This window comes from Aeromonas sp. 130281 (assembly GCF_056642115.1).
This window is the reverse complement of record NZ_JBWVQS010000006.1, coordinates 55,919-75,581: the sequence shown is the minus strand read 5'-3', so window position 1 is coordinate 75,581 and position 19,663 is coordinate 55,919. Positions and strand designations below refer to the sequence as shown.

17 protein-coding genes and 1 tRNA gene are annotated in these 19,663 nt (G+C 60.9%); 5 read left to right on the top strand and 13 right to left on the bottom strand.

What is annotated here, in order from left to right:
* Positions 1-121: 121 nt before the first annotated feature.
* A complete protein-coding gene (gene glk, locus AC1IN8_RS15955) occupies positions 122-1,090 on the bottom strand; it encodes a glucokinase (protein WP_139434784.1) in 969 nt (322 codons plus the stop codon).
* Positions 1,091-1,438: 348 nt separating this feature from the next.
* Here glk and AC1IN8_RS15950 point away from each other — a divergent pair, with 348 nt between their 5' ends.
* Both AC1IN8_RS15950 and pyk read left to right on the top strand, forming a co-directional pair.
* Positions 1,439-2,293: a MurR/RpiR family transcriptional regulator gene (locus AC1IN8_RS15950; protein WP_167402227.1), complete on the top strand. Its 855-nt coding sequence runs from the start codon at positions 1,439-1,441 to the stop codon at positions 2,291-2,293.
* Positions 2,294-2,454: 161 nt separating this feature from the next.
* Positions 2,455-3,894 (top strand): pyruvate kinase, encoded by a 1,440-nt coding sequence (pyk, locus tag AC1IN8_RS15945; RefSeq protein ID WP_139744459.1) that lies wholly within the window; start codon positions 2,455-2,457, stop codon positions 3,892-3,894.
* A 64-nt stretch (positions 3,895-3,958) separates the two neighbouring features.
* Here the strand turns inward: pyk and AC1IN8_RS15940 are convergent, their stop codons facing one another.
* The 4 genes from AC1IN8_RS15940 to psrA all read right to left on the bottom strand — a co-directional run bounded on the left by AC1IN8_RS15940 (position 3,959) and on the right by psrA (position 11,269).
* A complete protein-coding gene (locus tag AC1IN8_RS15940) occupies positions 3,959-5,002 on the bottom strand; it encodes an efflux RND transporter periplasmic adaptor subunit (protein ID WP_479759599.1) in 1,044 nt (347 codons plus the stop codon).
* Positions 5,003-5,017: 15 nt separating this feature from the next.
* Positions 5,018-8,080, bottom strand: coding sequence for an efflux RND transporter permease subunit (locus AC1IN8_RS15935; protein WP_479759597.1), 3,063 nt, complete (start codon positions 8,078-8,080; stop codon positions 5,018-5,020).
* Positions 8,081-8,243: 163 nt separating this feature from the next.
* On the bottom strand, positions 8,244-10,568 hold the full coding sequence (locus AC1IN8_RS15930) for an acyl-CoA dehydrogenase (protein WP_139434776.1): 2,325 nt from the start codon (positions 10,566-10,568) through the stop codon (positions 8,244-8,246).
* A 47-nt stretch (positions 10,569-10,615) separates the two neighbouring features.
* Positions 10,616-11,269, bottom strand: a complete 654-nt coding sequence (psrA, locus tag AC1IN8_RS15925; protein ID WP_025327582.1) for a TetR family transcriptional repressor PsrA — start codon at positions 11,267-11,269, stop codon at positions 10,616-10,618.
* A gap of 463 nt (positions 11,270-11,732) precedes the next feature.
* Here psrA and AC1IN8_RS15920 point away from each other — a divergent pair, with 463 nt between their 5' ends.
* From AC1IN8_RS15920 to AC1IN8_RS15910, 3 genes are all read left to right on the top strand, one after another.
* Positions 11,733-12,473 (top strand): phosphatase, encoded by a 741-nt coding sequence (locus AC1IN8_RS15920; RefSeq protein WP_139434773.1) that lies wholly within the window; start codon positions 11,733-11,735, stop codon positions 12,471-12,473.
* A gap of 86 nt (positions 12,474-12,559) precedes the next feature.
* Positions 12,560-12,635: transfer RNA gene (locus AC1IN8_RS15915), tRNA-Thr, on the top strand.
* 146 nt (positions 12,636-12,781) lie between these two features.
* Positions 12,782-13,294, top strand: coding sequence for an AAA family ATPase (locus AC1IN8_RS15910; RefSeq protein WP_479759594.1), 513 nt, complete (start codon positions 12,782-12,784; stop codon positions 13,292-13,294).
* A gap of 662 nt (positions 13,295-13,956) precedes the next feature.
* On the opposite strand, the gene AC1IN8_RS15905 is transcribed toward AC1IN8_RS15910, so the two are convergent.
* The 8 genes from AC1IN8_RS15905 to AC1IN8_RS15870 all read right to left on the bottom strand — a co-directional run bounded on the left by AC1IN8_RS15905 (position 13,957) and on the right by AC1IN8_RS15870 (position 19,487).
* The gene (locus tag AC1IN8_RS15905) at positions 13,957-14,619 is read right to left on the bottom strand and encodes a hypothetical protein (RefSeq protein ID WP_479759592.1); all 663 of its coding nucleotides are present in this window, start codon (positions 14,617-14,619) and stop codon (positions 13,957-13,959) included.
* The gene (locus tag AC1IN8_RS15900) at positions 14,606-15,526 is read right to left on the bottom strand and encodes a hypothetical protein (RefSeq protein ID WP_479759590.1); all 921 of its coding nucleotides are present in this window, start codon (positions 15,524-15,526) and stop codon (positions 14,606-14,608) included. Before AC1IN8_RS15900 ends, AC1IN8_RS15905 begins: the two co-directional genes overlap by 14 nt.
* Positions 15,523-16,107 carry a Rha family transcriptional regulator gene (locus AC1IN8_RS15895; protein WP_479759588.1) on the bottom strand — a complete coding sequence of 195 codons (585 nt, stop codon included), beginning with the start codon at positions 16,105-16,107 and terminating at the stop codon, positions 15,523-15,525. Before AC1IN8_RS15895 ends, AC1IN8_RS15900 begins: the two co-directional genes overlap by 4 nt.
* Positions 16,108-16,279: 172 nt before the next feature.
* Positions 16,280-16,474 carry a helix-turn-helix transcriptional regulator gene (locus tag AC1IN8_RS15890; RefSeq protein WP_283940880.1) on the bottom strand — a complete coding sequence of 65 codons (195 nt, stop codon included), beginning with the start codon at positions 16,472-16,474 and terminating at the stop codon, positions 16,280-16,282.
* 82 nt (positions 16,475-16,556) lie between these two features.
* Positions 16,557-17,393: a hypothetical protein gene (locus AC1IN8_RS15885; protein ID WP_479759586.1), complete on the bottom strand. Its 837-nt coding sequence runs from the start codon at positions 17,391-17,393 to the stop codon at positions 16,557-16,559.
* Positions 17,390-18,688, bottom strand: coding sequence for a tyrosine-type recombinase/integrase (locus AC1IN8_RS15880; protein ID WP_479759584.1), 1,299 nt, complete (start codon positions 18,686-18,688; stop codon positions 17,390-17,392). The genes AC1IN8_RS15885 and AC1IN8_RS15880 overlap by 4 nt, the downstream gene beginning before the upstream one ends.
* Positions 18,685-19,107, bottom strand: a complete 423-nt coding sequence (locus tag AC1IN8_RS15875; RefSeq protein WP_479759582.1) for a hypothetical protein — start codon at positions 19,105-19,107, stop codon at positions 18,685-18,687. The genes AC1IN8_RS15880 and AC1IN8_RS15875 overlap by 4 nt, the downstream gene beginning before the upstream one ends.
* A complete protein-coding gene (locus tag AC1IN8_RS15870) occupies positions 19,104-19,487 on the bottom strand; it encodes a hypothetical protein (protein WP_479759580.1) in 384 nt (127 codons plus the stop codon). The genes AC1IN8_RS15875 and AC1IN8_RS15870 overlap by 4 nt, the downstream gene beginning before the upstream one ends.
* Positions 19,488-19,663: the final 176 nt, after the last annotated feature.

Below are 19,663 nucleotides of genomic sequence, written 5' to 3'. Positions count from 1 at the left end.
CACCCAGCGGATGAAGACAGCTTCCAATTCCCTGTGAAACCCTGTCCTCTTGAGTACGTGATGTCACTCTACGCCAGGGTCACTGAATCGGGACTGAACCATTGCGCATTCTTTATCCGCCTCAGAGGCGGATCCCGAGGGACTGACGCAGATAGGCCCCCGCCCCGAGTAGCCCCGGGCCCTCATGGGTGATGAGGAACACCGGAATCTCTTTGAGATAAGGCTTGAAGCGCCCCTTGTCCTCGAAGGCGACCCGAAAACCTGAGCCGATGAAGAACTCCTGGAAGCGCGGCACTATGCCGCCGGCGATGTAGACGCCGCCGAAGGTGCCCATGTTGAGGGCCAGGTTGCCGGCAAAGCGGCCCATGAGCACGCAGAACAGGCTCAGGGTGCGGCGGCAATCGAGGCAATCCCCCGCCAGCGCCCGCTCTGTGATGTCCTTGGGGGCAAAGGGCTCGGGTTCACGGCCGTCGGATTTGACCAGGCCACGATAGAGATTGACCAGTCCAGGGCCCGAGAGGAAACGCTCCGCCGACACATGGCCCAGTTCGCCACGCATCACCTGCAGCACCGCATCTTCCTCTTCCGTGTTGGCGGCGAAGTCCACGTGGCCGCCCTCCCCCGGCAGACTGAGCCACTGCTCGCCGGCCTGCACCAGGTGCGCCACCCCAAGGCCGGTGCCTGCGCCATAGATGGCGATGGGCTTGCCGGCCACAGGCGCCGCGCCCCCCAGCTGGATGCGGTCACTCTCACCGAGCACGGGCACCGCCATGGAGACGGCGGTGAAATCGTTGATCACCTGCAGGCGATCCAGGCCGAGGTTGGTCTGCATCTCGCGGATGGAGAACTCCCAGCTGTGGTTGGTCATGGCGACCCAGTCACCGTTGATGGGACAGGCGATGGCGATGCAGGCCTCGCCCACCTTGACGCCATGCTCCTCCAGATAGAGGCGCACCACGGCCTCGAGGCTGGGGTGGGCCAGCCCGGAATAGGTCTTTGCCTGGGAAATGGCGCCGGTCGCCAGCTCGCAGAGGGCCAGCCGGGCATTGGTACCGCCTACGTCGCCCACCAGCGCATGGGTATGCTGCATAACAAACTCCTTCGTTACCGACTCGGGGCGGCCCTTACCGTCCCGACATAATTATTTGGTTGCAATACTACCCGAGCCCCTTCCCTTGCGGCGCGTCGGATGAATGCAACTGTGCGCCCGCTCACAGTGTTGTTGCTTTGCAACATTTGTAAGCGTTTTCAAGGGACAGATGGAAGTTTGTAACCAAAAGCACGAAATAATTAGACATGAGTCATACTTTGTAGGGACGAGATTAGTTCCGATAAGCGCTTGTCTTGTATAGTCATCAAGTAGATTGGAAACCTGCTTGAGCTGTGAATTTAGTGCACAGACACTGAAGTTAAATTACAAAAATGCCTGGTGGTAATGATGAATACCCTCGATAAAATTACGAACAATTTGGAAAGTTTCAGTAAATCAGAGCGTAAGGTGGCTGAAGTGATCCTGGCGTCGCCCCAGACCGCCATTCACTCCAGCATTGCCACCCTCGCCAAGCTGGCCGATGTCAGCGAACCGACCGTCAATCGCTTCTGCCGTCGTCTCGATACCAAGGGCTTCCCCGACTTCAAGCTGCACCTGGCCCAGAGCCTGGCCAACGGCACCCCCTATGTGAACCGCCACGTGGAAGCGGAAGACGGGCCCGACACCTATACCGCCAAGATCTTCGAATCCACCATGGCCTGCCTCGATGCCGCCAAGAACAGCCTGGACATCTCCGCCATCAACCGCTGCGTCGACATCCTGACCCAGTCCAAGAAGATCAGCTTCTTTGGCCTCGGCGCCTCTTCCGCCGTGGCCCGCGATGCCCAGAACAAGTTCTTCCGCTTCAACATCCCCGTGGTGAGTTTCGACGACATCGTCATGATGCGCATGAGCTGCATCAACAGCAGCGAAGGGGATGTGGTGGTACTGATCTCCCACACCGGCCGCACCAAGGCGCTGGTGGAAATCGCGGCCCTGGCCCGTGAAAACGATGCCACCGTCATCGGCATGACCGCCAAGGATTCCCCCCTGGCCCGCGAGTGCAACCTGGTGCTCTCCATGGACGTGCCGGAAGACACCGACGTCTACATGCCCATGGCGTCGCGCATCGCCCAGCTCGCCCTGGTGGACGTGCTGGCAACCGGCTTCACCCTGCGCCGTGGCATGAAATTTCGCGAAAACCTGAAGAAAGTCAAAGAAGGTTTGCGCGAATCCCGCTTTGATACCCCGCATAATTCCTGAATCATTCGGGGGTCCGCCCCCGACTGTCTATGCCACCGGGCTTGGTGTAGTATCGTAATTTAATAACACAAGGCCACTCAGATGGCCTGCAAGCAGGCGCCATGCCACATGCTTGACGGGGCAGTATTTCAAGTCATATCAACTTCACATCGGAGTCTTTCATGCCAAGACGTACAAAGATTGTAACCACACTCGGTCCGGCGACCGATCGCGACGGCATCCTCGAGGGGATCATTCGCGCCGGGGCCGACATGGTGCGGATGAACTTCTCTCACGGCACTCCTGAAGATCATATCCTGCGCGCCAACCAGGTGCGTGAAATCGCCGCCAAGCTGGGCCGTCATGTGGCCATCATGGGGGACCTGCAAGGCCCCAAGATCCGCGTTTCCACCTTCAAGGATGGCAAGGTCTATCTCGCCATCGGTGACAAGTTCATCCTCGATGCCGCCCTCGGCAAGGGCGAAGGCTGCCAGGAGCAGGTCGGCATCGACTACAAGAGCCTGCCAAACGACGTGGTGGCCGGCGACATCCTGTTGCTGGACGATGGCCGCGTGCAACTGAAAGTCGAGCAGGTCGAAGGCACCCGCATCCACACCACAGTGACGGTGGCGGGCCCCCTCTCCAACAACAAGGGCATCAACAAGAAAGGGGGCGGTCTCTCCGCACCGGCCCTGACCGAGAAGGACAAGGAAGACATCAAGACCGCCGCCCGCATGAACGTGGACTACCTGGCGGTCTCCTTCCCCCGCAGCGGCGATGATCTGCGCTACGCCCGCGAGCTGGCCCGCGAAGCCGGCTCCAACGCCAAGATAGTGGCCAAGGTCGAGCGCGCCGAGACCGTCGCCAGCGACGAGGCGATGGAAGACATCATCCTCGGCTCCGACGCCGTGATGGTGGCCCGGGGGGATCTCGGCGTCGAGATAGGCGATCCCGAGCTGGTGGGCGTGCAGAAGAAGCTGATTCGCCACTCCCGCCGCCTGAATCGTGTGGTCATCACCGCGACCCAGATGATGGAGTCGATGATCAACGCGCCGCTGCCGACCCGTGCCGAAGTCATGGACGTGGCCAACGCCGTGCTGGACGGTACAGATGCGGTGATGCTCTCCGCCGAGACCGCCGCCGGTCAGTTCCCCATCGAGACGGTCACCTCCATGGCCAGCGTCTGCGTGGGCGCCGAGAAGCACCCGAGCCTGAACGTCTCCAACCACCGCATGAGCTACACCTTCACCTCGGTGGAAGAGGCCGTGGCCATGTCCACCATGTATGCCGCCAACCACCTGGAAGGGGTCAAGGCGATAGTGGCACTGACCGAGTCCGGCACCACACCGCTGCTGATGTCCCGCATCAGCTCCGGCCTGCCGATCTTCGCCATGTCCCCCCACAACAAGACGCTGGCCTGGACCAACCTCTATCGCGGCGTCACCCCTGTGCTGTTCGACGGGGACGAGAGCAAACCTGTCTACGAGGTGTGCCGCGAGGCACTGGACGTGCTCAAGGCCAAGGGCCTGGTCCAGAGCGGCGACATGGTGCTGCTGACCCACGGCGACAAGATGGAAACCGTGGGCAGTACCAACACCTGCAAGGTGATGATGGTCGAGTAATTTCCCTTCACCGGCACCAAAAACGGCTCCCGCGGGAGCCGTTTTTTATGGCGCCAAACCCGGTTCAGCCACGAAACAGCGCCACCTTGTCGCCGTCCTGCAGGCTGCCGGCGCCGCGCACCACCACCCTGTCCCCCTGCTTGAGGGCGCCGCTCACCGCCACCTGCCGGCTGTCGCCGAACAGCACTGTGACCGGCACCCGGTTCACGGTCAGCGCCTCGCCGCGCTGCTCCACCTGATAGACCACGCTCCCCTCGGTGCCGAGCACCAGGGCATCCCGCGGCAGCAGCATGGTCTGCTGCTCTCCCAGGGGCAACGCCACCCGCACCGGCGAGCCTATGATGAAGCGACCCGGCTCTGGCCTGAGCCGCAGCTCGATGAGGCGCGACTTGGGATCGGCGCTCGCCGCCCGCTGGTAATAGACGGCGTGGCCGCTGAGCTGCTCCCCTTCCACCCGCAACCTGGCCTTTGCTTCCAGCTGGCTGGCCCAGACGATGGGTGCCCGCAGCCGGATGTCGGGCTGCGCCGGGTTGACCAGCTCCAGCGCCCGCTCGCCCGCGTCCACGTGCTCCCCCGGCTGGATGAAGTGCTCGTTCACCACACCGTCGAAGGGGGCGAAGATGTGGGTCCTTTGCAACTGCGCCTCGATCTGGCGCACCTGTACCCGGGCCAGCTGCTCGGCCAGCTCCGCCTGCTCCACGTCATAGCGCGCCTTGTCGTACTGGCTCTGGGAGGCACTCTTCTGCTGGTGCAACCTATCCAGGCGCTGGAACTCGGCGCGGGCGTAGCGCAGGTTGCTCCCCTCTCTCACCTGCTCGGCCCGGGACTGCTCCAGGGAGAGGCGCAGGATCGCGCTGTCCAGGCGCAGCAGCTCGTCCCCCGCCTTCACCCGGCTGCCAAACTCGGCAATCCACTCCACCCGGCCGCTCACCTCGGCGCTGAGCGCCGCCTGCTGGCGGCTCGCCACAGTGCCGCTGACCCAGATGCTGGCCCCCGCCTCCCCCTGGGTTACATCCGCCAGGGTCACCATCTTGTCTTGTGCCAGCGCGGGCAGCCCCCCTGCCAGCAGCAGGGCCCCCACCATCATCCTTGTGAACATATGCGTCATCGATAAGCTCCTTGCTCAGGCCCGCTGGCGCAGGGGTTGTGGGATCTCCGCCTGCTCCCCGAGACGGAGGAAGGCGGGTAACAGGATCAGGGTGAACAGGGTGCTGCAACTCATGCCGCCGACGATGACGGTGGCGAGCCCCCGGTAGATTTCGCTCCCCTCGCTCGGGCTCAGCATCAGGGGCAGCATGCCGAAGATGCTGGTGAGGCTGGTCATGGCGATGGGCCTCATCCGGCTTTGCAGGGCATCGGCCACCGCCGACTGGCGGCTCAGGCCGTCCCGCTCGGCCATGCGGGTCTGGTGCACCAGCAGGATGGCGTTGTTGACCACCAGCCCCAGCAGGATGACGAAGCCGATGATGGTGAGCAGATCCATCGGCAGCGGCACCAGGAGGCCGCTCAGGTGCAGCGCCAGCACGCCGCCCACCGAGGCGAGCGGCAGGGTGAGCAGCACCAGCACGGCATCCTTGAGGGAGGCGAAGACCCCCCACAGCAAGATGAGCAGTATCATCACCGCAAACAGGAAGATGCTCCCCAGGTTGTCCAGCGCCTGCTGCAGGCTGTCGGCATTGCCGGCGACCCTCAGCTCGCCACCGGCGGGCAGCAGCGGCCGGATGGCGGAAAAGCTCTTGGTCTGCAGGGTCTCCAGCACCTGCTCCATGCTCATCCCCTCAGGCGGGGTGATCTGCAGGCTGATGCTGCGCCGCCCGTCGGCCCGAAAGATGCTCTCAGGCCCGAGGCCGGGCTCCACCCGCAGCAGCTCGCCGAGGGGGACGATGCGCCCGGACGGCGTCGCGAGCGGCACCGCCTTCAGCTCGTCCGGGTTGGCGGAGGCCTGACCCATCAGCAGGATGTCGAGCCGCTCCTCCCCGTCGAAATACTCGCCGACCCGCAGGCCGTCGCCGAAGGTCTGGATGATGGCGGGCATGGGGCTGCGATCCCAGCCCACCTCGGCCAGACGCCTGTCCTGGGGCACCAGCCGCAATTCGGGGGCGGTGAAGTCGAGCCCGGGCTCAGGCCTTATCTGGGCCCCCGGCAAGTTCCGCTGCACTATGACCATGCTCTGCCGCGCCGCCTGATAGAGCGCCGGCAGCTCGCCCCCCTGGATCAGCAGTGAGATGCCGTTCTCGCTGTCGAAGCCGCCAAACAGGGAGCCCTGACCGCCGAAGGCCCGGGTATCGGGGATCCCCACCAGCAGCTGTTTCATCAGGAGCTGCTCCAGCGCCTTGATCTGACTCTCCTCTTTTGGCCGCACCCCGATCTGGGCACCGCCCGGGTAGCGCAATATGTAGTAGTTCTTGAGGGCCGGCTCCTTCTCCCCCTTCATGTAGGGATCGAGGCGGGCGATCAGGGTGTCGATCACCTCTTCGCGCTGGGCCTTGAGGTTGACCCCCGGGGTGAAGTTCATCCAGACATCCACCGCGTCCCGTTTCACGTCCGGCAGGTAGTTCATCTTGGGCAGCAGCAGCCAGCTGGCCAGCACTGGCCCCGTCATCATCAGGGCGATGATGGCCCAGCGCCGGGGGGCCGTGCCGGTCCAGCGGATCAGGTGGCGGGTGATGCGCTGCCACTGGCTGCCATAGGGATCCACCAGCCGCTCAGACCCCATCCAGCGCGCCGCTACCGCCGGCAGCACTGTCACCGCCACCACCATGGAGACGGTGACGGCGCAGGCGATGGTGAGCGCCAGGTCTGCGAACAGCTGCCCCTCCACGTCGTTGAGCAAGAGTACCGGCAGGAAGATGGCGACCGTGGTCAGGGTGGAGGCCACCAGGGCGGTCCACACCTGCCGGGTGCCCGCCAGCGCCGCCTCGGCCTTGTTCAAATCCCCCCGCTCGTGGCGCCGGTAGATGCTCTCCAGCACCACGATGGCCGCATCGAGCACCATGCCGACGGCGAAGGCGATCCCCGCCAGGGAGATGATGTTGAGGGTGCGCCCCATCACCTTGAGCAGGCAGAAGGTGAGCATGATGCTGATGGGGATGGCGATCGCTATCATCAGGGTCGCCTTGAGCTGGCGCAGGAAGACCCAGAGGATAGCGCAGGAGAGCAGCACGCCGAGCCCCAGGTTCGCGGTCACCATGCCCACCGCCCGGTTGATGTAGAGGGAGGCATCGAACGACTGCTCCATGTGCAGCCCGACCGGCTCCAGCACCTCCCGGTTGAGCTCCTCCACCTTGGCCTTGATCCCCTCCAGCGCCGCCAGGGCATTGGCCCCGCTCTCCTTGAAGACCTGCGCCGCGATGGCGGTGTTGCCGTTCTGGATGCGCAGCACAGGGTTCTCCTCCCGGACCAGCCGCACCTCGGCCACATCCCGCAGGTAGATGGGCAGGCCGTCCCGCCAGTCCACCACCTTGTCCCCCAGGGTTGCCACATCGTAGCGACCGGCGAAGCGCAGCTTGTACTCCCAGCGGCCGATGTCGAGGGTACCGGCAGAGACATCCCAGTCGGTGGTTGCCCGGCTGGCGAGCACGGGGATCTCCACCCCCAGCTCGGCGGCGCGATAGGGGTCGAAGCGGATCTGGATCTGGCGCTCGTTGATCCCCTCCACCTCCACGGTCGATACCCCTGGGATGCGCTCAAGTTCCGGCTTGACCCTCGCCTCGATCAGCGCCTGGTGATCGTCTATTTCCCCCTTGGCGCCAGGCAACTGCTGGATGAAGAAGAAGGTCAGGGTGTCGTTGCTGCTGTAGTTGTTGACGTAGGGACCGCCGATGTTGTCCGGCAGGCCGGAGACCCGGTTCAGGCGCGAGATGACGTCGAGCTGGGCCCGCTGCATGTCGGTGCCGAGGGCAAACTCCATGTCGATCTCGGTGAAACCGGGGTAGCTGTTGCTGGTGAGGCTCTTGAGCCCCTGTACCCCCTGCATCTCCTGCTCGATGGGGTCGGTTATCTCCGACTCCATCTCCTGGGGCGAGGCCGAGCGCCAGTCCACCGAGATGTTGAGGTGAGGACGGTCAATGTCGGGAAACAGCTGGACTGGCAGTCCCCGGATGCTGAGCAGGCCCAGCAAAAAAATCAGCACGACCGAGACCGCCACCCAGATGGGGCGTTCGATCGCCGTTTTGGCGAGGTTCATTCACTCTTCCTGAGTTTGTTGTTGTGGGCCATTCCGCTGGCCTTGCTTCCTGCCCCAAGGGTGGGGGCCATTGCATTTAACTGGAATTAATCGAGGTTGTAAATGCCTGGTTAACAAACAAAAAAACCGGCCACATGGGCCGGTTGTCGGTTCACTCTCGGGGTCAGGCGGCGTGCACGACCGGGTTCGGTTGAGACAGGCCTTCCAGCTCGCCCGGGGCGAAGTTGTCCACCTGGATCGCCTCGTAGCGCAGGGCATCGGCGGCCAGCAGCTTGTCGGCCTCCTCCTTGCCGAGGATGGACTGGGACAGGGCCGCGGCCACCAGCTCCGGTAGGGCCATCTTGCGGGGCAGCTTGCCCTCTTTCTGGGCCTGCACCAGCTTCTTCTCGATGGGCTGCACCGCCACCATGGCCTGGAAGGCGCGCTCCATCAGACCGACAGGGTCAGCGTCATCCTTGCCCACGTAGCAGAGCGCGGTCAGGCGGTCGCGGAACTCCCCCGGCGTCATCATGGCCAGACAGATGGCGTGGCAACGCTCGTCTGCCGGCATCTTGTAGCCCACGCCGAACGGGAACACCACCCGTTTGAGCACGGCGCCCACCACCTTGTTCGGGAAGTTCTGGAAGAAGCCCTCGAACGCCTTGCCAATCAGATAGAGGTTGCGCTCTACCGCGTACTGCACGAACGGCAGATCCGAGACCATGCGGCCCTGATCCTCGTAGTGCTTGAGGGTGGCGGAGGCCAGATAGAGGTGGCTCAGCACGTCACCCAGACGGGCGGAGATCATCTCCTTGCGCTTGAGATCGCCACCCAGCATCAGCATGGAGACATCGGCGCACAGGGCCAGCCCCTTGCTCATGCGAGAGAGCTGCTTGTAGTAGCGGGCGGTTTCCCCTCCCACGGGGGCATTGTTGAACTGCCCCAGGGTCAGCCCCTGGAACAGGGCGCCGAAGAAGTTGCCGGTGCCGAACGCGATGTGCTTCATCAACAGGGCGTCAAACTTCTCGAGGCCGCGCTCCACGTCGGTGTCGGCGGCCGCTTCCAGCTCGGCAAACACGTAGGGGTGGCAGCGAGTGGCACCCTGCCCGAAGATCATCAGGTTGCGGGTCAGGATGTTGGCCCCCTCCACCGTGATGGCGACCGGAATGCCCATGTAGGCGTAGCCGGTGTAGTTTTTCGGGCCGAGCTGGATGGCGCGACCGGCGTGGATGTCCATGGAGTCATCCATGATCTGGCGCGCCATTTCGGTCATGTGGTACTTGGAAATCGCGGTGACGATGGCGGGCGCCTGACCCAAGTCCAGGGAACCTGCCGTCATGCGACGTGCCCCTTCCAGCTGATAGGTGAGGCCGCCGATGCGAGCCAGCGCCTCCTGCACCCCTTCGAACTTGCCGATGGACATGCCGAACTGTTTGCGCACATAGGAGTAGGCGCCCACGGTGCGGCTCGCCATATGACCGCAGGCGGTGCCCAGGGCAGGCAACGAGATGCCGCGCCCGGCGGAGAGGCACTCCACCAGCATGCGCCAGCCGCGGCCGGCGTATTCAGGGCCACCGATGATCCAGTCGAGCGGAATGAACACATCCTTGCCGAAGGTCGGACCATTCAGGAACGCCAGCCCCATGGGGTAGTGGCGATCGCCGACCCGCACACCCGGGTGGTTGGTGGGGATCAGGGCACAGGTGATGCCGATCTCTTCCTTGTCACCCAGCAACTTGTCCGGATCGTACATCTTGAACGCCAGACCCAGCACGGTGGCGCGGGGCGCCAGGGTGATGTAGCGCTTGTTCCAGTTCAGGCGAAGCCCGAGGACCTCCTCCCCCTTGTACATGCCCTTGCAGACGATCCCCTTGTCCGGGATGGCGCCCGCATCCGAGCCCGCTTCCGGACCGGTCAGGGCGAAGCAGGGTACTTCCTTGCCGTTGGCCAGCCCCGGCAACCAGAAGTCCTTCTGGGCCTGGGTGCCGTAGTGCATCAGCAGCTCACCCGGGCCCAGGGAGTTGGGCACCATGACGGTGACCGCCACGCTCAGGCTCTTGGTGGCGATGCGAGTGACTATGGTGGAGTTGGCAATGGCCGAGAACTCGCGGCCGCCATAGGATTTCGGGATGATCAGGGCGAAGAAGCCTTCCTTCTTCAGATAGTCCCAGACCGGCTCGGGCAGGTCCTTGGTCTCGTTGACGATCTTGAAGTCGTCCACCATGGCGAGCAGGGTCTCGACCTGATTGTCGATAAAGGCCTGCTCCTCGGCGCTCAGGGTCGCCTTGCCGTAACCATGCAGTTTCTTCCAGTCCGGGTTGCCGCGAAACAGCTCGCCATCCCACCAGACGGAGCCGGCCTCCATGGCCTCCCGCTCGGTGGCCGACAAGGGCGGCAGTATCTTCTTGAAGATGCCGAACACGGGACGGGTTACCACCTTTTTACGGATGGCGGGCACGCCGAGCACCACGGCTATCGCCAGCACCAGCAGGACAAGCAATGTGATCATACCGAAGTTCCTTCTATTTCACTGTTTCCGTTGATTATTGTTAGGTGTTACACGGCCAGGGAGAGCCTGGTCGACTCCACGGGCGCCCCGACACCGGACGCCAGATAAGGAATAACGTTGCGCACCAGCCCTTCCACATCGAGCTGCTGGCCAAAATCGGCCTGGGCGATGTCACGCAGGGCATCGGCGGAAGCCATGGTGAACACGACTGTGCCCAGGGTGAAGTGCAGGCGCCAGAACAGATCCGCCGGCGACAGGGCCGGGTTGGCCTTGGAAATCGCCTGGGTGATCCCGTGCAGGGTCGCCCCATAGTGGGTGGTGATGAAACGGCGCAGGTGGCCCTGACTGTCGATGTAACCGCGCCCCAGCAACTGCATGAAGAGCGCCGGGCCGTTGGCCCGCACCGCCACCAGCTTCATCAGGGGATCGACGAAGCTCTCGAACACCTGCAGCAGGGTCAGCTGCTCCTGCACCATCAGGGTCTGCAGCCGCGCATCCAGCGCCGGCATGAAGATACTCAGGTAACGATCGAGCACCGCCTGGATCAGCTCCTTTTTGGAGCCGAAGTGGTAGTTGACCGAGGCCAGGTTCACATCTGCCTCGCTGGTGATCAGACGCAACGAGGTATCGGCGAATCCCCGCTCGGCAAACAGCACCTCGGCGGCATCGAGAATACGGTTTTTGGTATCGATTTTACTCACTGGACACCTCACTTAAACGAATGTTTAAAAAGTACGTTTCACGCCCAGTCATGTCAAGAGAATGTGAACAGGTGTTGGCGAAATGTTTTCAACCAAAAAAGCGGGAACAAGATGGGAACTTAGCGGCCAGGCCGGACTCTATATCTATGCCACTGCAATTAAACATTAAGTCTCGCCCAACTTGCGCCATGCTAGTTGGGCATTTTTTTATCCGGATGGCGGCGAAGATTGCGGGCGAAAAAAAACCGTCGCAGGGGCGACGGTGGGGAAAAGTGAGTCGAATCATCCAGTTTCGACTCATCGATGAGAGTTCAGGCTTGCATCGATGGGGCTATGCTCGCAGACAAAGGTGGTCAGACTTTGTCAGTCCTGGCGTAATTTGTGACAAAGTATGGCAGGCCGCCACATGGCCCGAGTCCGCCAATTTTGCTATGCTGGCGCCTCATGCCAGAGGGGAGAGAAGATGAAGTATACGGTCGATACCCACACGCACACCGTCGCCAGCACCCATGCCTACAGCACCATTCACGATTACCTGCCCATTGCCAGGGCCAAGGGGATCAAGCTGTTCGCCACCACGGATCACGGCCCCGACATGGCCGATGCCCCTCACTTCTGGCACTTCGTCAACCTGCACGTCCTGCCGCGGGTGGTGGACGGGGTCGGCATACTGCGCGGCATCGAGGCCAACATCAAAAACATAGACGGCGAAATCGACTTCCCCGAACGCTACGAGTCGCGCCTCGACATGATCATGGCCGGCTTCCATGAACCCGTGTTTCCTCCCTGCGATCAGGCAACCCATACCCAGGCCATGATCAACGCCATCAAGAGCGGCCGGGTCGACATGATAAGCCACCCGGGCAACCCGGCTTTTCCCATCGACATCCAGGCCGTGGTCAGGGCCGCCGCCGAATACCGGGTGGCGCTGGAGATCAACAACTCCTCCTTCAGTCACTCCCGTCCGGGCAGTGAAGGCAACTGCCGCGCCATCGTCGAGGCGGCACGCGACCTCGGTGCCTATCTCACCTTCGGCTCAGACTCCCACGTGGCCTTCAGCCTGGGGGATTTCGACCACTGCCACCGGCTGGTGACCGAAGCCGGCTTCCCCGAGGAGCGGATCCTGGCCCGCTCCCCCCGCGCCCTGCTCGCGTTTCTCGAGAGCCGTGGCCGCGCCCACATTCCGGAATTCGTCGATCTCTGAGGTGCGCCCGTAACTCCATGAGCAGGCTCATAAAAACAGTTCTGGCTCATTGACTTGCCTGCACATTTTCGGGAATCTAGGGACAAGCCGGTGTAGCTCAGTTGGTAGAGCAGCGCATTCGTAATGCGAAGGTCGCAGGTTCGACTCCTGTTTCCGGCACCATATAAAACAAGGGCTTGGCGCCATCACAGTGCCAAGCCATCTTGCAATCTAATCCAAAGGGCCACCATACGGGCCACCGGGTCAACAACACTAGGCCATCTAATATACCCACGCGAATAAACACTAATTGTTAGGCATCGCGGACCATGCACATTCTCATAACAGGCGCTTCGGGCAGTGGGACGACAACTCTCGGCGAGGCTCTGGCAAGTTCGCTCGGACTGCCTCACCTTGATGCGGACAACTTCTATTGGCTTCCCACCTCTCCCCCCTTCAAGCAAAAACGCGATCCCAAATACCGATTTAACCTTCTACACCAGGAACTCCACGCAGTTCCGGGCGTCATTTTGTCTGGCTCAATCGTAGACTGGGGTTCTGAAATCGAAAACTCGTTCACGCTAATCGTGTTCTTGTATCTGTCTGCTGAACTCCGCGTAGAGCGTCTCCGCAGGCGGGAACTTGAGTGCTATGGCAAGGTAAACGAAGCTTTTATTAAGTGGGCTTCCGAGTATGACAGTGGTCCCTCTGAAGGCCGCAGCCTTGCAAAACACGAGTCATGGCTCGCTCAGCGGCCGTGTCCGGTACTACGCCTTGAGGGTGATCTATCTATCGAGGAGCGAGTCGCGCGTGTTTTGCGAGTTATTCTCGAACCCGGCTAATCTGCACAGATCAGCATCAGCAGCCCTAAGACACCAGCCCTCCGGCGCACACATGTAGAAGGAGGCCACTCACACACTCAACCAGAGCGGTAACCATGCTCCGTCTGCTCTCGCCTGTAGCCCGCCGAGCCTTATTCGCTTTTATCAGGCGGCTCGCCTTGCCGGATGTTGGAGACGAAAGGCGTCCCCTCAAGTAACCCAGGAAAGATGATTTCAGCAGGGCCCCTATAATGCTGTCAGACAACTTTGAGAGCTGGTGACAAGGCAGTGCCTTAGGCAAGGTCGGGAACGGGATACAAGCTGAAAAGGTTATCATCAGGTTAACATGCTTCATTCGGAGCCTTACAAGCTAATACAGGCCAACGGGCTTTAGTTCGTTCGATGAAAACGTCGATGTTGGACTGGCGCTGGTGGGCCACAACTGAGCGGGTCCAGGCATCAAATTCTGTTGTCATGTTGCTTCCTGGATGAATGACTACAGGCAGAGATCATCCAAATCGCTACAACAAACCGTAGATAATGCTGTTGGAAACGTTACATTTTTTGATGACACATACGACTAGGTGCTGCATATTTCGCAACAAAACCTGACGATTGAGGGCATCAGTACAAATAGCACTATTCAAGGAGCCACTAGCCGACGACTAATTTTCCACCCTAGCTTATGGCCTCGACCGTCTACTCATAAGCCCGGCCACATCCCGCCTACTGCCTTGGTATCCAAGCTCGATTTGTGCCTCACTGACGGCGACAGAGGCTGCAAGCTGGCGGGGTTTAAGTACCCGACCGCGACGGGGTGAACTGGGGGCCTTCGGGTCTTCACCTTCCTTGAGCGGGCGACTGGGTCCATCCTGATACTGCTGCTCCAATTTGCAGTACGCTTTCACAAAGCGAACCTCTGGAGCATCTCCATCCCCCTTGAGGATACCCACCAGCCCGCCGCAGTCAGCCACGGCTTGGACGGCTTGAGCATCATAGCGGGACTTGAGCGAGGTGTGCCCTTGGGCCCGCATATCGGCGACCTTGGCCCGGATAAAGGCGAACCAGGCGTGGGCATAGCCTTCTGCTGACATGTGGCTATCCAGAGCCGCGATCTCCTCGGCCAGCTTCACCAGCTTGGGTGCGTTCAGTTGCCATTCCGCAAACCGGGAGCTGGTGGCCGCCTCGTGATACGTGGTTAGCACCACCTCTATCGGGAAGGGTGCTAGACAACGAGCACAAGCAGCCATGAACCCCTGATCTCCCCTCATGTTCGGGAATGAGTCCATCAGGGCGTTGTGTGCCTGACCGAATTTATGGGCTTCAATCGGGTTATTCATGTTCATATGTTTCTCCTGCTGTGCAGCCACTGTATTCGGTGGTGATCGCGAACGGGTCGGGCTGCTGTGTAAAGCGGGCCATAAACTCTCCCATCATGCTGTCATTCGCTTCGTTGCGGCGTTCTTGGGCCGTCTGGTACTGCTGCCAGTGCTTGCCATTGATGCCCACCTTCTCGGCAGCCCTAGCAATCCAGTTGCGCCAGGTAGCCTGCCAGTTGACCTTGGTCGCATCCTTGCCAGCCTTGGCCATCCAGTAGTTGGCAAAAGCCTCCGCCTCCTTCTGGATAACCGCCTTGTCCAGGCCGTGTTTCTCGAAGGCCTCCAGCTTCCACTCCCTAGGCACTTCCTCCCCCTCTGCCCAACGTTTCCCATTCTTCGCGGGGGTGACTGGCTTGCCAGGCGCCGGACTCTTTTCCGCCGACATTATTGCGGCGGTGGTATCAGGTTTCAGGGATAAAGGATCAGGAATCAGTAAGAGGGAATCAGCAGGAACGCTCTCGTTTTGCTCTGGAGTGTTCACAATTACTCCAGATTTATCGCGATTAATCGTGAGTGCTTGTGAATCAACAGCTTGCGTGACTCCATCCCAGGCGGGGATGCTGCTCCCTTTCTCCTTCTCGTTTTTGTGGGGGTTCTGGTGCTTGACGAAGTTGCAGACGGAAAGGCACTCCAGACCCCCTGCCGTATACCTCTTCACCAGCTCGGCGGCCACCAGCTCACTTACCAGGGCCTCAACCTCGCATTGGTCGTAGGGGAGCAGCTGAGCTTTGATTCGCTTGGGGCGCCACTCCAGATCGCCCTTGAAATCGGCCAGCGTCCACAAGCCGATGAACAGCAGGCGGGCCAAGGGGGAGCACTCCCCCAACTCCTCATTGGCAAAGAAGGCGGGCTTGATGTTGCGGGCTCGGCTCATGCTCCCCCCTTCTCGCTGGTGGCGATCAGGGCGCGAACCTTGGGAGCGTCAAACCCCATGCCTTCAAACACCATTTGGGCAGCCCCGGCTATCGCCTTCTCCTGCTTTGCCAGGTCGCGCTTGGCCTTCTTGCGGGCTGCCAGACGACGCCCGGCGTCACTGCCATCTGCCACGCTGGCCCGCTCCTGCTTGGTGTGTTCATCCATCATTGCCTTGAGGCCGGGCAGGGTGGCGATATGGGTGGCCATCTGGTTAAAGGCGCTGATGTACCGTTCCACCAGCGCGGCGGACGCCTTGGTATTGAAGCGACCGGCCAACATCACCAGTCCGTCTTTCGTTACCAGATACAAAGGGCGCGGCTTGCCTTGTTGGTCGATATATTCTGCCCGTCCAAAATTGGATTGGCGGAAGTCATCCGAACACTTGATACCCTGAATCAAGCGCAAGATATGGCTGTGCTGCTTGCCGAACACCTTGGCGATCTTCTGGCTGGTGGTAGTGGCCTTGCCGTGCGGCCCTGCTGCGATTAGGCCATTTCCAAGAAAAGCGGCGGCTTCCGGGTGGATACGGTATTCATTCATTTGGAGCTCATTTTGTTGTTGAGTGCTTCCCGGTTGGTGGCCCTGGTGGTGGCCCCTTTCACCGATCAGTCGTAGTTTGTGGAGTTGGGCCTAAGCCAAGCCATTGATCTAGTTGGCTGGTGGTTTGTCAGACTCAGACCAATCGTTCGCATTACGGATTCGGTGCGGGGTCTTAGGCGCTCGCAGCGGCGGCGATGTAGGCATCCAGATCAGCGCGGCGGTAGCGAACCAGACGGGGCCCCATCTTCACTGGCTGGGGGAAGTTCGGAACGTCCTTGCGCCAGCGCCAAAGAGTCGGGCGGGAGATGCCAAACAGGGCGGCGGTTTCCTTGTCGGTCAGCAGGGGAGATTGGATTTCAGTGTTCATCTTTACCTCGTCAAATAGCTGTTTGTGTTTCAACGAGGGGGATTGTCGGGCTCTTCCGTTTTTGATGTGCGCTACCTAATCGCTACCTAATCGCCAAGCGTCCGGCCCTAATTTCCTTTGAAATGATCTTTCCTAATTGGGATTGAGCGGGAAGCTTTCTCTCATCAGGGTTGGCGCCTATCAACAGCGAACTCTCATGGTCAAGGATGGTTGCCGCCCACCGCGCCGCAGACTTGCACCCCTCCGGGTACACCCCTTGCGCCTTACGAGCGATGATAACAACCCATTCCCGCTGCTCATTATGGCGGTTGCGCTGCGCCTCGCCTCGCCTGTTCGGATCTGCCAGCGAAGAAGACGATTGCTCAGGTACGGGCTCAGCACTTGGCTTGACCTCACAAGTCGGCAGACATAACCGGCGTAGATCTTCGGGCATCACCCACAATCGAGCGTCATGGATCGCGGGCAAATTCGCCCCTCTAATCGTCACACACCCGCGAGCCTCGTCCTTATGCCATGCAGTCAGGATTGCGCAATCAAGGCTCTCAGATCCATACAGATCAAAGTGCTCGAAAGGCACGGATGACACGCGCCAGAACCCTTCGATCATTACCTTCGCGTTTTGCCAAGATGCGAAATAAACATCCCTGCTCTCCAGTAGACTCAAGTATGCGCCGTGTTCTAGGCTATGAATGACCACATGATTACCCTTGGCGAGAGTCTGTATCACCTTATCAATCGGTATGGTGAGACCTTCTGACATTGCGATGCTGTCTATGTGGCATGAGGTGTGAGGCCCCATGTGGATATAGAGCGGTAGCTCACCTGCACCAGCCATGTGATAAAGGTCTCTGACATTGCACCCCAGCAACTCGGCTGCATCATCAATGGGATAATGCTTTCTCCACACACGGGCCATCACTTACGCCCTCCAAAGCTCACCACGACCACGTTATCCGGCACGCCGGTGGCCTCGGGTGTCTGGGCCACGTTGGCAGCCACCCAATCCCCCCAGTCGAGCCACAGGCGCCGCAGCTTCTCGGCCTGCTCGCCGGCCTGATAGGTGCGCACCAGGCGATCTTGCACTTGGTGGTTGAGTAGCTTCTCGATCAGGCGCTCGGGCGCGTCCAGGTACTCACCGCATCCGGTTGCCACACTACGGCGCAGATCGTGGACATGGAACGGCTCAAGCTCGGCGAGGTGCTTTACTCGGATGCGCTCTAGGGCTTTGGTCACGGCGTCGGCGGTGACAGCCACCATGGGGTTGCTGGTGGACGCGAACACCCAGGCGCCGGCAGACAGTTTGCGCTGACGCTCCAGGATCTCCATGGCAAGGGGGTGTAGGGTCACGACATGGGCTCGCCCGTTCTTTGTTACCGGGATAGTCCAGCGGTCGCCCTCAATCTGGTCGAATCGCATCCCGGCAGCCTCAGCGCGTCGGACGCCGGTTAGCATGATCAAGCGCAGACAGTCGGCCACGGCTAGGGATGTTGCGCTGGCCTCAGCATCCCCCAGGGTGCGCCACAGCATTGCCAGCTCGTCCACCAGCAAATGGCGCTCACGGGGCTGGCCCATGGTGCCACCAACTGCGGCGGGTTTGATGGTACGGGCAGGGTTCAGTTCGATGTGCTCCAAGTCCACAGCGCGATCCAGGATCTGGTTCAGCAGGACAAGCGACTTGCGGGTCGCCTCCTGTGTACCTGTGTTTTCCAAGAACGAGAAGATCACCGACCTGGACAGATCACAGACCCGAACCTTGCCGAGCTTCTTGCCCAAATGGCCGTCGAACACTCGTTGATAGTCGAGCAAGGTACGGGCCGAGATCGGGACGCCGCGCTTGGTCTTGGTCTTTGCCTTCACAGCCAGCCACTCGGCGAACAGCTCGGCCAGAGTGGGCATGGCGATGTTCTTCACCTTGGCGGCGCTCAAGGTGGCTTTGGGGTCGATGCCATTCTTCACCATAGCGACCGCTTCGCCGTGCTTCTTCCTCGCGGCGGCCAAACTGGTGGTCGGGAAGTAACCGAGATCCATATCAGGACGCTTGTCCCCCAACCGGTACCGGTAGCGGAAACGCTTGGCGCCGTCCGGCTTGATTTCCATCCAGAGGCCAGGCCCGTGCTTCGACTTCACCGGGTACTTGTCTATGGTCTTGCCCTCACGGATGAGAGCAGACTCTATCTCTTTGTGGCTGTCGAGCGGAGCGGCCTTCTCTGTCATTTGGCCGCCTTTTTCATGATCGGGTAATAGCCCATCGCTATCTGCTCAAGATCCATTAAGCGCTGGGTGTCCATTTCAATTGGGTAGTTAAGGCTGATGCAGTGGTTACGGGTAACGTCCACCAGCTCCCAGAATCGGGCCCCGCCCTCCTGCTGCGCCATGGCGTCGGCCTTCTCTGTCAGCACCCGCCAAGTGGCGTCATCAGTCCCGGCGATGCGAGGTAGCTGGGCATCAATTAGCCCCTCGACCGTCACAGCCCAGCGAGCGCACATGGAATAGCGCTCACCTTCTGGCATATCAAGGATGCGCTGCCCCCACTTGGCACCGGGCATTTCATTCAGAGCCTTGGCAACAGCGGCGACGTCAGCTTGGGCAGTACCGGCCACCAGCATCATGGAGATCAGGGTCAGGCGCTTCATTTCTTGTCCGCCTTCTTGTTGGACTTGGTGATCAGCCAGCCGGTGCTCTCTGACCATGTCGTATCCATCACCTCACAGTACTGGCGCTCGTCGGCGCTGCTCTCGTTGCCGGAAATAAAGATGCCCACAGCGATCCCGGCTTGAAACGCTTCATATTCCACCCGGTCAGCCTTGGGGATCTCGGCCTGCTCTATCAGGCGATCGGCCACCGGTGCCATAGCCTCGGCACGTGCCTTCCACTTGTCCTCGAACTCAGGTAGGGTCGCGGCGCAAGTCCACGCCAGCTGTTCATAGCGCACGGCCAGATCTTCGGCGGTAGCGCTCCCGGCTTGGGCAGTGCTAGCCACCAGCAGGGCGGCGATCAGGGTCAGTCTCTTCATGGTCTCTATCTCGCTGTTTCAGGGCCACCATAGGGGCCACCGGATGGGATGAGATAGCGACAATAGTTTATGAAACCTAGACGGTAGCTTGATGAAGGTGAATGTCGCGCCAGGACTGGGATGGAGTGGTAGTTATCAGGGCCACCATGAAATGCGGTGAAACGTGGCAGGAGGGA